Below are 12,321 nucleotides of genomic sequence, written 5' to 3'. Positions count from 1 at the left end.
ACCTACCCTTCTTGCGCGGAACGGCGCGCCGGGGACAAAGCGGCGATAAAAGGCTCAAGAATCGCTTTCAGCTCGCTTTGCGCCGTTTCCATCTTGCATTCATGCAGCAGCGCCTGCACCCGGTCCACCGATTGGCGGAGCATGGACATCAGCTGTTCCTTCACGTTGTACTTGACCAGCAGGAGCGACCAATCCCGCTCCCCGACCTTCCGCTCGGCAATCGATTCAAGATCCTCGGCGGTACCGGTCTCCAGGATGCGCAAAAAAGCGTACCCCTGGCGGTTCTGAGGAAGCTCGCCGCTCGATTTCATCTCTTCCAGCATCACTTCGCAGCGGCTTAATTCGGCCAGCAGCAGGCGCCACAAATTTTGCGCCGGCTTGTCCAGCAGATGGGAAAAAGAAAGAAAAAGCCCCATTTTGACATGGACGCATTCTTTCAGGTACTCTTCCGCGGACAGCAGCCTCCTCTTAAGCTTGCTGTACAGTTCGACCTTCAGGCGGTTCACCTCGCAAATCGCCGCGCTCATGGACGACACCATGCCGATTTCCCCGGCCTGGGCCAGCAGGTCGTAAAATACTCCGCTGAAATAATCGCCCGCCAGCACCTTGAGCTGGCGCGAACGCATGGCGGTGGTTTCCTTCCCCGAGCGTTCCTCCACATCGATCAGATCGTGCGTATCCATGCCGAGCTGAACGAGAAAAGCAGCCAGCGCGCAGGTTTCGGCCGCATCCGCCGCCCGGCTCTGCCGGTCGTTTAAAAAGGCATAAAGCAAACGAACACGGGGCACCGGAAAATCCGGAAGCGCCGTGTGGGCTGAGATCATGTCATAGGAGACATATTTTTTTGCCAATTCTGTTATGCGATAAGGTTTCATCCTTTGCCTCCGTCCGAGCCGCTTGTTCTTACCACGTTTCAAATTAAAAATAGGTCGTAATCTTGTATATTATATCACATGTTAATTCCCTGCGCACAGAGGTTGGACGCGCAGGATCCCGCCAACCGGCCGGGCGGCAATCGCGCCGGGGAACAAGCCGCCGGCGACAGCGGCGGCCGGTTAACGGCCCGCCGGTGCGCGAAGAAAACGCGACATCCACAGCTGCGTTTCCGTCACCCTTAGCCGCTGCCTCAGCGCCTCGGACAGCTGGCGGTCGCCCGTTTGCTGCAGCTCCGCCAAATCGGCCGTCCGCCAATCGCTGCGGCGGACATCGGCGGCGAGCAGCAAATATTTCGTGCCGAGCCAACGGTCCTCGGCAAACAGCCGCAGCAGCAGCTGATCGACGTTGCTCGTCCGTTCGAACGAAAACGCGAGCATTTCCGCCATCCCTTGATAAATGCGGTCGGCGCTGAAATCCTCCTCGGTGACTTTAAGGTCCACGGACAAAATGCCTCCGGTCAAATCCACCTTGCCGATCGGCACCGGAAGGTCCAGCGAGGAGAGACCGTCCACCAAGTTGTCGTTTGTTAATTCGGCCGGCTTCTGCCCCGCGAACACGGCGGCCGTATGCGGCGGCGTTCCGCTTCGTTCGCCGAGCCACGAGATGGAAGCCAGCGCCGCCGCGCAGCCGAGCGTCAGCAGAGCCGTTTTTATGAGCGGTGTATACTTCATGGGGCATCCCCCTTTGATATGCTCGGCCATTCGGCGCGAGGTTATCCGAGTACTCCTATACCCCATTGTACATAGAAAAAAAGCAGGCTATGCCTGCCGAAAGAAAATTCACTCTTCCGTATCGATCGTACCGTATTTCGTGTAGACGACGGCCTTGCCGCGAATCTTCACCGCGGAGGTGTGGTCCGTGAACTGGGCGATCAGCACTTCGCCCTTATCCAGTTTCTCGGTATGATGAAAACGGGTATCTTTGCCCCGGGTCAGCCCGATGACGGTAACCCCCTGCTCCTTGGCCTTCACCACCCAATAATCCCCGCTGGCCGCGCCGTATTCGTTTCCGCCTGCTTGCTGATGGTTATCCATATTTGCCGCGCCTCTCCCTTCAACTTATCTTTGTGCCATGCTTTGATTCACGCGAAAAGAAAAAGCCGTGAACGAGAAGCCCACGGTCTTTTTGTGCACGGAAGATATGTAGAAATCTTTATTTAATTCCGTCTTTGAGCGCTTTGCCCGGCTTGAACGCAGGGATTTTGCTCGCAGGGATTTCGATTTCCTCTCCGGTTTGCGGGTTGCGGCCTTTGCGCGCGGAACGCTCGCGGACTTCAAAGTTGCCGAAGCCTACCAGTTGAACTTTGTCACCGTTCTGAAGCGCCGTAGAAATCGCTTCGAAAACAGCATCCACCGCTTTCGTCGCATCTTTTTTGGACAACTCCGTGCTTTCTGCTACTTGAGAAATCAAATCGGATTTGTTCATGTTGATTCACCTCCCACTGCAGGAAAATAATACCTCTTGCTATTTGTGTTTCCGTTTTACCGCAGAATATACGTAATTTTCGTATCCTATGCGTACAAATCCCCTAAAAAATACCGAAATGGCACGTTCCCAGGGGCTTCGGAACAAATTTATAGTAATACAGCCCATGCATAATTTCAAGTGATTTCAAGGCGTGAAGCCGAATTTTCCGTAATCGGCCGGCATTTTCTCCAGTTCTGCACGACAAAAAGCCTCTGAAGCATCCCGATTTGCGGTCTGACTTCAGAGGTTTTTTTCGAAAGCAAGGTTATTTCCCAAGCCACATCTGTTCCATCTGTTCAAGCGATCTGCCTTTGGTTTCGGGAACCTTGCGCCATATAAAGACTACAACGAAAAGCGAGATGACTCCGAATGTCCAGAAGGTATTGGACGGACCGGCCGAACTCAGCAGCGGAGGGAATAACTGGGATACCAGATAGTCGCCGGCCCACAATGCCATCGAAGCGATGGCGACCGCTTTGCCGCGAACGCGGTTGGGAAAAATCTCCGAAATCATCACCCATACGATCGGTCCGAGCGATATGGCATAGGCGGCCACGTAGATCAAAATCATGATCAGCACCAGCGGTCCGGCGGTCAAATCCATTTTAAAAACGGCTCCGATAATGGCCAAACAAATAGTCATTAAGGAGGTGCCGATCATCAGCAAAACTTTTCGCCCCGCTTTGTCGATCAGCCATACGGAGACGATGGTAAACAACACATTGATCAACCCGATCCAGATGGTCTGGGTCAAAGAGGCGTCCGTACCGAGACCCATTCCTTTAAAAATAACCGGCGCGTAATACAAAATGGCGTTGATGCCGGTAATATGCTGTATAATGGCGAGCATAACACCGATGAAAAGAGCAACCCGAATGCCGGGAGCGAACAATTGTTGGAATGAATCGCTCTCGTTTTGGAACGACTCCTTGATTTCAAGCACTTCCTGTTTAGCGGCTTCTTCACCGTGAATTTTCAGCAGTATCGGCAGCGCTTCATACGGCCGATTCTGTTTAATAAGCCATCTTGGACTTTCCGGTATAAAAAACATCAAGATCATAAAGACCAGCCCGGGAACGGCTCCCGCGCCGAACATCCAGCGCCAGGCCGTCGAGACGCCCCAGGCTTCATCCCCCATGCTGACGATCCACGAATTTTGAAAATAAACCAGGAAAATGCCCGTAACGATCGCAAGTTGATTTAAAGCAACCAGACGGCCCCGGTATTTGGCGGGAGCGATCTCCGCGTTGTACACCGGGCAAATGGTCGAAGTGATCCCGATCCCAACGCCGCCGATCATGCGAAAGATAACATACCCGGTGAATGTGTCTTGAAGCGCCGAGCAAATCGAGCCGACGACGAACAAAAATCCGGCGGCCAGCAATACCTTTTTTCTGCCGATCCTTTCACTCATGTAGCCGGATAAAGCCGCCCCCGTGACACTCCCGACAATCAGACTTGACACCGCCCAGCCAACCTGAAATTCGTTCAGCGAAAAACGCTGCTGCAGGAAGTCGATTGCCCCCGAAACAACCGCGATGTCGAAACCGAACAGGATACCTCCGAGCGCGGCTACGATGGATACCAGCGTAACAAAGAGCATACTCTGTTTTTCCCCTTGAAGCGCTTTCTGTTTAGCGCTTTCCGACTTAATGGCTACTGCCATCTTATCATCTCCCCTCCGGATTTTCCGTTCTTCAAGGAAAAGTTTAGCATGCGCTTAGCTAAGGAAGGGGGGTTATCGTCTGCACTAAACGGACCTTTTCATGCACGATTTTGGCTTCGTCTCCCGAATTGGAGGCGTGGGGGCTGAACCTAGCATTACTTTCACACTCGAGCTTAAAAAAATCCATGCCGATGGCCGGCATGGACGAATCAGTCTATTATTTTTGGCCTTTGAACTCGGTAGGCGGGACGCCCATGATCTTCTTAAACACGCGGCTAAAATAGTTCGGGTCCTTATACCCCACTTCAAAGCTGACTTCCTTAAGGGTAAGATTGCCGGCTTTAATCAGAGAAATGGCCTTGTCAATGCGCAGCCGGGTTACGAAGTCGATGAACGTTTCCCCGTATTCCTGCTTAAAAATTTTGCTGAAGTAGTGAGCATTCAAATGGACGTAATCAGCCACTTCTTCCAGCGAAAGATCATCGGTGAACCGTTCCTCGATATACAATTTCGCCCTGGCCAGTACGGACAGCGTTTGGACCTCCCGCTGTTCACGCAACCGTTGCAACGCCGACATGACGTAGGTCTGCTGCTGGATTCCTTTCGCCGCTTCGACGGCAAGCAAAGAAGCGTTTCCGGCCTCTGACGGCTGCAGTTCGTCAAAGCGGCAGTAACCCTCGCCTTGCTTGTGCAGGGTGGAGGCAAAAACGGCTTCGAAATAGGACTTGCGGAACCCTTCCTCGCCGCTATGCAGCGATCCGATGCCAATGGCCGTCTGTATGCCAAGCTGCTGCCGGGCCAGATCGTGGAGCTGGCGGACAAGGCATTCGACCAATTGCCGCCAGCCGTTGTCTCCGGTGGCGGGCGGCTTTCGCAAAAAAACGGCGATATGATGGTCGATCAAGGAGCTGACAAGGGAATCCGGGCCGTGCGTTTTTACATAACTGCGGAAATGATCGTAAATTTTCTTTTTGTCCTGCTCGTCCGTATAGCTTTCAAAGGCGGCAACGATGGCGCTCCCCCGGTCAAGCCGAAAGTCCAGCCATTCCGACAGCTGGGAAGCGCTGGAATCCACCGTCTGGTCGACCATAAGCATTAAAGCCAGCTCGTTTTCCGCGAGCGGCATCAGCTGAGAAATTTTGTGCCTAAGCTCCAATTCTTCTTTGCGTCCCCGCTTCTCGCGCTCAATTTCATCAATCAGCCTTTTTAGCGTACCGACAACCATTTCCCGCTTGGCCGGCTTCAGGATATATTCCTTTACGCCCAAAGAGAGCGCCTCCCGGGCATAGGCAAAATAGTCATAAGCGGTGACGAGCACGAATCGGGTATCGGGAAGACGCTCCTTTAATTCGCGAAGCGCTTCAAGCCCGCCGATGCCCGGCATGTTGATATCCAACATGGCAATATGGGGCCGGTGCTCTTCCGCGCATTCGATCGCCATGCGGCCGTTGCCGGCATGCATAAACCGGAATACCCCCGGCATGGCCCGTTCCACGGTCAGTTCCAGCCCCTCCCTTTCCAAAGCCTCGTCATCCGCGATCAACAACCGATACATCCGTCCGCTCACTCTCCTTCCTGGCCGGAATTCGTATTGTTATGGCTGTGCCTTGTCCGGCATGACTGCTGATTTCTACCATTCCTTCCTTTCCGTAAAACAACTGCAGCCGCTTAAACACGTTTTGCATTCCCAGTCCTGTTGAACCGCCGTTTTCGGCTCCGCTTTCGAGACGGAGCGCGGACAGACGGGTTTCTTCCGGCATGCCCTTTCCGTTGTCCGAAATTTCAATCTGCACATCCGTACCCGTTCTCGACAACGTCAACGCGATTACGGCTCCGTCTTCCAAATCCTTCACACCGTGAAGAAAAGCGTTCTCAATGAGCGGCTGGATCGTCAGGGCCGGAATTTGCTGCTGCAGCACGGAAGCGTCATAGTGAAAATCAAAGCGAATTCTGTCCCGGAAACGCGCCTGCTGGATGGTTACGTATTCGCGGATATGATCCAGCTCTTCCTGGAGAGTGACGGGCTTGTCCAGCTTTTGCAGGCTGTACCGAAGCAGATTGGACAGCGAAACGATCAGGTCGCTGGTCTCCTCCGCCCCTTCCAGAATCGCCATTTGCGAGAGCACATTTAAGGTATTGAACAAAAAATGCGGATTAATTTGATTTTGCAGGGCCCTAAGCTCCAATTCCTTCACGAGCCGCCGCATTTCCAGGCTCTGTTTGTCCTTCTCGATGAGGATGTTCAAATCGGCGGACATTTGCGAAATGGCCTCCGACAATACGCCAAGTTCATCGTCCCGCCGCGGCTGGGGCCCGATATTCAGGTCGCCCGTGGCGATCCGTTTCGCCAGCCCGACAAGCCGGCCGACAGGGCCGGTAATGCTGCGCGAGACCCAGATCGCAAGCAATACCCCCATCAGCGCGTTCATGCCGAACAACGCCGCTCCAAGTCCGTTCATTCGCGCATTCTGCTTGCGGATATTCTCGATGATCGGCCGGTAATAAGCCAGTTCGGCGTCGATCAGCCGCTGTCCCTCCTCATGGATGTAGCCGACGGTTTTCTCCGCTTCAATATAATGTTCAAAAGCCGACCCGGGATCCTGCGTATTCGCATCCAAAACGGCGGCTTGTTTCTGCTCCAGAAATGTGACCAGCAAGTTCATGTAGTCCTCCTCGAAGAAAGAAGAATCCGCCGTGCCGGAGACTTCCCGGATTCTGCCTTGCAGCTGCATCAATTGGCGTTCTGCCGGGCCTTGCACGGCCTTATCGTCGCTTGGATTAAGCAGATATGCGTACAGGAGCTTTAAGTTGCTCTCCGCGCTTTCTGAGGTTTGCTCGATGAGCAGAATGCGGCCAAGCATTTCATCGTAGCTCTGTTGTACGACCTTTCCGCTTTGAAAAACAAAATAAGCGATGAAATTGGCGAACACAACCAGGAGGGGGATGAACAGCAGCAGCTTTGTTCTAATCGTCATCGGCCGCCATCTCCGGACGTTTTGTCGGAAGAGTCCGCATGTATTTCATAAACCCTGGTGTATGTTATTTCCTGGGGATCGTTCCCCTTTAAATAATCATTCAGCCGTTTTATGGCCATGGCCCCCATTTCCACGGGCTGTTGAACAATCGTCAGCTCGATTTTGTTATCTCCGACGGCTTCCAGCGTTTCGGCCATATCGTCAAAAGCGAATATATGCAGACTCCTCGAGCCAATCCGCTCCGCGGCTTCCAGAATGCCAGGGCCGTCCAGCGCACTGAATCCAACCACGTAGCGGATCTCCGGATACCGGGCGAGCATGTTCTGAGCTTGCTGGGCTGCCTGAAGCCGCGAAATGTCCGAGGAGCGGATCTCCACAATGCGCAGCCCGGGATAACGGCCGATCACGGAACGAAAGCCAGCCAGCCTGAGCCGCTGGTTCTCGACGCGCTCGTTGCTGATCACAACTCCAATGTCGCCGCGCTCCCCGGAAGCCTTCGCCACCAGCTCGCCCATCCGCTTTCCGGCCCCCTCGTTATCCGTTCCGACGTAAGCCAGTCTTTGGGAATCCGGCTCATCCGTATCGATCGTGATGACGGGGATGCCAAGTCCGGCCGCTTTGTCGATTAATCGGCGGTATTCCGGATCATTGATGCCTTGAACCAGAATGGCATCCGCCCTGGCGGCGATCGCTTTATCCAGCAGCTTGATCTGCTCGGACGGATTGATGCGGCCCGGCCCGATATAATCGAGCCGCATCCCGTACTGTGCCGCTTCCTTTCGGGCTCCTTGTTCGATGGACCGCCAGAAAAAATTGTCCAATTCCTGCGATATCAAGACCACTTTTGTTTCCGAACCTCCGTCTTTGGGTGAAACCGTCTTCAATTGCTCGGCAAATTGGTGAATTTGAAGTGAAGACAGAGTAAATTGCAACAGCAGCCAGACGAATGGCAGGAAGACAGGGACCAGGATAAAAGTCCATTTACGGTTTGACATGTCTTGCTCCTTTGGAAACTATTAACTTGGATCATTATGTAAGTTTAATATATAAACGCCTGCCGCGATATAAGAAAAACGTCTAACCAATTGCAAATCATACATCTAACTTTATATCCATTTACCTAACCATTCGCTTAACTGCATTTCGTACAACTACTTCTTCGTGTCATTGTCTCTTCTTCGAAAGGTAGCGGAATACTGCAGGTTTTACACTTCATCAAGCGCTGTGGCAGCATTTCCGGATAAGCTGCTGTATGTTTTGCAACTAATCCATTCAACAATGGACCAAGAAAGCTGGAGTAAAGAGCAGGTCCGCCCGGGTAGGCGCTCGGGTAGGGCAATCGCTTTCCTGCAACGGCTCGTTCTGATCCGCGAAGTCGATAGCCGCTTTGCCCAGATCGAACCTGGACGCAGCAAAACAACCGCACGCGGCCAAAGATCAGCACGCGCACGGTCATTGAGGAGGCAATTATATCTACAAAATGATGGCGATGAGGCCGCCGGAACCTTCGTTGATGATCCGCCCCAGCGTTTCCTGCAGCTTGTAGCGGGCATTGTCCGGCATCATGGCGATTTTGCCCTGAATGCCTTCGCGTACGATCGAGTGCAGCGAGCGGCCGAAAATGTCCGATTCCCAAATTTTGATCGGGTCGTTTTCGAAGTCCTGCATCAGGTAGCGGACCAATTCCTCGCTTTGCTTTTCGGTGCCGATAATCGGGGCAAATTCCGATTCGACATCGACGCGGATCATATGAATCGACGGAGCCGTCGCTTTCAGTCTGACCCCGAATCTGGAGCCCTGGCGGATCAATTCCGGCTCGTCGAGCATCATTTCGGCCAGCGACGGGGCGGCGATGCCGTAGCCGGTCGTTTTGACCATCTCCAGCGCTTCGGCAAACCGGTCATATTCCCGTTTGGCATGCGTAAATTCCTGCATCAGCTGCAGCAGATGGTCTTTGCCGCGGATTTCCACGCCGACCACTTCCACCAGGATGCGGTCGTACAGATCGTCCGGGGCGTACAGATCGATTTCCGCGACACCCTGCCCCATGTTGAGGCCGCTGAGGCCGGCCCGTTCGATGAAATCGTATTCCATGAAGTTTCCGACGACGCGGTCGACATCCCGCAGCCGGCGGATGTCCTTCACCGTATCGCGGACGGAGTTTTCATAATTGCTGCGCAGCCAGTGGTTTTCGTTCAGCACCATAACCCAGCTGGGCAGATTGACGTTGACTTCGTGAACCGGGAACTCGTACAGCACTTCGCGAAGCACGCCGGTCACGTCTTCTTCCGTCATCGTCGCCGCGCTGAGCGCGATGACGGGAATATCGTATTTGGCCGCCAGCTCTCCCCGCAGCTGCTGCGCTTCTTCGCTGTTCGGGCGCGTCGAGTTGATGACGAGCACAAAAGGTTTGCCCACCTCTTTCAATTCGGCAACGACCCGTTCCTCCGATTCGACGTAGGAATAGCGCGGAATATCGGCGATCGTCCCGTCCGTCGTAACGACAACCCCCAGCGTGGAGTGCTCCTGAATTACTTTGCGAGTTCCGATTTCCGCCGCTTCCTGGAACGGGATCGGATCTTCGAACCATGGCGTGGAGATCATTCTCGGCCCGTTCTCATCCTCGTAGCCTTTTGCGCCTTCCACGGCGTATCCGACGCAATCGACGAGCCTTACGTTGACCTCCAAACCTTCCGCCACTTTGATCTGAACCGCATTGTTCGGCACGAACTTCGGTTCGGTCGTCATGATCGTTTTTCCGGCGGCGCTTTGCGGAAGTTCATCCACGGCGCGAACCCGGTCCGCTTCATTCGCGATGTTCGGAAGCACGACGGTTTCCATAAAACGTTTGATGAACGTCGATTTTCCGGTGCGGACGGCTCCAACGACGCCCAGATAAATATCGCCCCCGGTTCGTTCGGCAATGTCCTTAAAAATGTCCACTTTCTCCAATACCAATGATATCCCCTCCTCAAATTTCGCCGAAGGAAAAATGCTCCCCGAGCATCCGCTTCGTTGATTTACCAATATTTCGGGCTTCACTGTTACGGCAGGAGCGGCAGCTCCTCTTGCCCATGTCCGCCGCCGTAAACCAAGGCTTGGATCGAAGCTGAACGAAGCGGCGTAAACTCGTACCTGCATTTGGACTAGTAACAGCATATGTACCAGATGCGGAAATATGACGGCATTAACCGTCCAAGCCCATTTTTTTTGCTTTAAGAGGTAGTTCAAAAAGTCATCTTTTGGTCACGAAGCCTTTTGAACTCGCAATTTATCGTCCGATTCGCGCCGAACAAGACGGGCATTTATCCGCCATGCTCCATTTGTATGATTCTATTGAAAAAAGTATGACTGTATAAGCTGCCTAGCAAAAAAGGCCGTCCGGAAAATATTCCGAAGCGGCCTTGCCATCCATCGCCTTACCTGGCCCGCAGTCCGTCAATCCGCCTCGACTACCGGGACCGGCGCCCCGTCGATAAACCGGTAGGGCAGCGACTTGACCGGCACAAAATACGAATTGCCGGTTAATATCGTTCTTAAGTCCTCGCCTTGCTTTGGAGCCGCCTGGGTCTTGTCGATGATTTGCATCATGTCAAAGGCATAGTCCACATATACCGTGCCCTGGGAGTCCATAATGTAGGACAACGTTTCGCCGGAGTATACGCTGACCGGTTCATCGTTCTCGGCCCCGATGAGCGAAAGATCGACCGTATACAGCCCCGGATACGTCTCCCCCGCCTCCTCTCCCGGCAGCCGGCCGCCGTGGGAGGAACGGTAAGCGGTTACGCTCCGCTGGACATCGTTGACCTTTTGCACGGTAGGGAGATCCAGCACTTTTACCGCAGGGTCTACCTCTTCATTGATAACGAGAAAATAGACGCTGCCCCCTTTTTCAAAGGCGGCCGACGGAATTTCATCTAGATATCCCAACCGCTTCAGGCGGTCCAGGTCGATCCGGTACTTCTCGTACCGCGGCGTCTCCTCCCCGGCGGTGATGATCGGGAGAATCCCCTCCCGCTCCTGAAAACGGTCCAGCGCCCGCTGGACGCGGTCGACGCTATCCATATAGGAAACCGGTCCGGCCTGCTGCTCTCCGCGATACATACATCCTGACAGGAGCGTTATGAGGGCGAGCAGCAGCATGCCCAAACCGATTTGCCGTGCCATGGTTTCTTCGAATCTACGGATATTTCGATTTCCCGGCATTGTTCGCTTCCATCCTTTTCATTTCTTTCTTCCGGTTCCCCGATCGGGGCTGTGGCATTATTACCACAATCTGTCGTCTTCCTGCTGTTCCAGCAGTTTCTTGCGTACGGCCGCCTTTAACGGGTCCTCCGGGAGATGGATTTCGGCATTTCCGATCACTTTGGCCTGACAGGCCAGCCGGATGCCTTCCTCCGCCAGCGCGCCCAGCTTGCGCGCTTCCGCCGCAGATAGCGGGGATAACGCGCTCTCGCCCCCCTTCTCCACCCGGACCTTGCACAGCAGACAGGCGGCTTGGCCGCCGCAGCGGGTCGCGATATGGAGCCTAGCCTCCCGGGCCGCCCTCAACACGTTTGTTCCCTGCCGTACCTTCACCTTTTTGCCCTGCGGCCAAAACATGACCTGAACCTCCACCGGCGCGCCTCCTTAAGCTTGTCCGCCGCCGTATTCGCCCCACGGCCCGGACAGCAGCGGGCGATCCAGCACCTCGGCCATTTTTCCGACGATACCGGCCGTCCATTGATTTCTCCGCAGCAGTTCGCGAAGCAGCGGCAAGTGGCGGTCAGCCTCGCCGCGGATAACTTCGGCAATCGCCAAATACCGGTCCGGCCGCGCGCGCAGCACGTTAAAAACAAACTCATGGGCCAGCGGCATCAAGCGAAGCTCCGCCCCGCCCAAGCGGACAAGGGGAGCGTTCTCGTCCAGAATCCCCGCGATTTCGGTCCGGTAAAACGCGCTGTCCGTTTTCACCTCAAATCCGCCGACCAGTTCAACCGTCACGCCGTCAAGCCGGTAATGGCTAAGCAGCGACGCGTACGAGCCGGTCCGGTCTTGCCTGGGGATATCGGTAGCATACTCGCTCATTCGCTCATGCACAAGCCGCGCGTCCCCTTCATCGGCATACACGTCGATATCCCTGGGCCGCGTATCGAGCCGGACGCCCTGCAGCCACAAGCCGCAGCTGCCTCCGAGCAGCCACTTGGCCTCGGCCCCCGCGCACAGCCCGGCCATTTGCCCGATGGCCGCGGTTAGTCCCGGAAATGCATAGCTCCGATTTCCATTCATGTTAACTCC

At 54.6% G+C, this 12,321-nt stretch carries 12 protein-coding genes; all 12 read right to left on the bottom strand.

What is annotated here, in order from left to right; genetic code table 11:
* Positions 1-2 precede the first annotated feature (2 nt).
* On the bottom strand, positions 3-875 hold the full coding sequence (locus tag NYE74_RS16170) for a heptaprenyl diphosphate synthase component 1 (protein WP_341004929.1): 873 nt from the start codon (positions 873-875) through the stop codon (positions 3-5).
* Positions 876-1,055: 180 nt separating this feature from the next.
* Positions 1,056-1,607 carry a hypothetical protein gene (locus NYE74_RS16165; protein ID WP_341004928.1) on the bottom strand — a complete coding sequence of 184 codons (552 nt, stop codon included), beginning with the start codon at positions 1,605-1,607 and terminating at the stop codon, positions 1,056-1,058.
* A 108-nt stretch (positions 1,608-1,715) separates the two neighbouring features.
* Entirely contained in the window at positions 1,716-1,970 is a 255-nt protein-coding gene (gene mtrB, locus NYE74_RS16160; protein WP_341004926.1) for a trp RNA-binding attenuation protein MtrB, read from the bottom strand.
* 118 nt (positions 1,971-2,088) lie between these two features.
* The gene (locus NYE74_RS16155) at positions 2,089-2,361 is read right to left on the bottom strand and encodes an HU family DNA-binding protein (RefSeq protein ID WP_036621920.1); all 273 of its coding nucleotides are present in this window, start codon (positions 2,359-2,361) and stop codon (positions 2,089-2,091) included.
* Between the two features lie 307 nt (positions 2,362-2,668).
* The gene (locus NYE74_RS16150) at positions 2,669-4,069 is read right to left on the bottom strand and encodes a sugar porter family MFS transporter (protein WP_328272878.1); all 1,401 of its coding nucleotides are present in this window, start codon (positions 4,067-4,069) and stop codon (positions 2,669-2,671) included.
* A 217-nt stretch (positions 4,070-4,286) separates the two neighbouring features.
* A complete protein-coding gene (locus NYE74_RS16145; RefSeq protein ID WP_328272879.1) occupies positions 4,287-5,624 on the bottom strand; it encodes a response regulator transcription factor in 1,338 nt (445 codons plus the stop codon).
* On the bottom strand, positions 5,599-7,044 hold the full coding sequence (locus NYE74_RS16140; RefSeq protein ID WP_328272880.1) for a sensor histidine kinase: 1,446 nt from the start codon (positions 7,042-7,044) through the stop codon (positions 5,599-5,601). Before NYE74_RS16140 ends, NYE74_RS16145 begins: the two co-directional genes overlap by 26 nt.
* Positions 7,041-8,039 (bottom strand): sugar-binding protein, encoded by a 999-nt coding sequence (locus NYE74_RS16135; RefSeq protein WP_328272882.1) that lies wholly within the window; start codon positions 8,037-8,039, stop codon positions 7,041-7,043. Before NYE74_RS16135 ends, NYE74_RS16140 begins: the two co-directional genes overlap by 4 nt.
* 478 nt (positions 8,040-8,517) lie before the next feature.
* Positions 8,518-9,996: a stage IV sporulation protein A gene (gene spoIVA / locus NYE74_RS16130; RefSeq protein WP_036627955.1), complete on the bottom strand. Its 1,479-nt coding sequence runs from the start codon at positions 9,994-9,996 to the stop codon at positions 8,518-8,520.
* Positions 9,997-10,482: 486 nt separating this feature from the next.
* On the bottom strand, positions 10,483-11,250 hold the full coding sequence (locus tag NYE74_RS16125; protein ID WP_051985384.1) for a hypothetical protein: 768 nt from the start codon (positions 11,248-11,250) through the stop codon (positions 10,483-10,485).
* Positions 11,251-11,310: 60 nt separating this feature from the next.
* Positions 11,311-11,661, bottom strand: a complete 351-nt coding sequence (locus tag NYE74_RS16120; protein ID WP_328272884.1) for a 2Fe-2S iron-sulfur cluster-binding protein — start codon at positions 11,659-11,661, stop codon at positions 11,311-11,313.
* A 12-nt stretch (positions 11,662-11,673) separates the two neighbouring features.
* Positions 11,674-12,312 carry a hypothetical protein gene (locus NYE74_RS16115; protein ID WP_340928054.1) on the bottom strand — a complete coding sequence of 213 codons (639 nt, stop codon included), beginning with the start codon at positions 12,310-12,312 and terminating at the stop codon, positions 11,674-11,676.
* Between the last annotated feature and the right edge of the window lie 9 nt (positions 12,313-12,321).

The organism is Paenibacillus sp. FSL P4-0127 (assembly GCF_038007325.1).
GTDB classification, from domain to species: domain Bacteria; phylum Bacillota; class Bacilli; order Paenibacillales; family Paenibacillaceae; genus Fontibacillus; species Fontibacillus macerans.
Note: the sequence above shows the minus strand (reverse complement) of the source record. Positions and strands in the feature narration are given on the sequence as shown.

Excerpts from the sequence above, each read along its gene's own strand:
- NYE74_RS16170 (WP_341004929.1), bottom strand. The coding sequence starts at position 875 with ATGAAACCTTATCGCATAACAGAATTGGCAAAAAAATATGTCTCCTAT.
- NYE74_RS16165 (WP_341004928.1), bottom strand. The coding sequence starts at position 1,607 with ATGAAGTATACACCGCTCATAAAAACGGCTCTGCTGACGCTCGGCTGC.
- mtrB (WP_341004926.1), bottom strand. The coding sequence starts at position 1,970 with ATGGATAACCATCAGCAAGCAGGCGGAAACGAATACGGCGCGGCCAGC.
- NYE74_RS16155 (WP_036621920.1), bottom strand. The coding sequence starts at position 2,361 with ATGAACAAATCCGATTTGATTTCTCAAGTAGCAGAAAGCACGGAGTTG.
- NYE74_RS16150 (WP_328272878.1), bottom strand. The coding sequence starts at position 4,069 with ATGGCAGTAGCCATTAAGTCGGAAAGCGCTAAACAGAAAGCGCTTCAA.
- NYE74_RS16145 (WP_328272879.1), bottom strand. The coding sequence starts at position 5,624 with ATGTATCGGTTGTTGATCGCGGATGACGAGGCTTTGGAAAGGGAGGGG.
- NYE74_RS16140 (WP_328272880.1), bottom strand. The coding sequence starts at position 7,044 with ATGACGATTAGAACAAAGCTGCTGCTGTTCATCCCCCTCCTGGTTGTG.
- NYE74_RS16135 (WP_328272882.1), bottom strand. The coding sequence starts at position 8,039 with ATGTCAAACCGTAAATGGACTTTTATCCTGGTCCCTGTCTTCCTGCCA.
- NYE74_RS16125 (WP_051985384.1), bottom strand. The coding sequence starts at position 11,250 with ATGCCGGGAAATCGAAATATCCGTAGATTCGAAGAAACCATGGCACGG.
- NYE74_RS16115 (WP_340928054.1), bottom strand. The coding sequence starts at position 12,312 with ATGAATGGAAATCGGAGCTATGCATTTCCGGGACTAACCGCGGCCATC.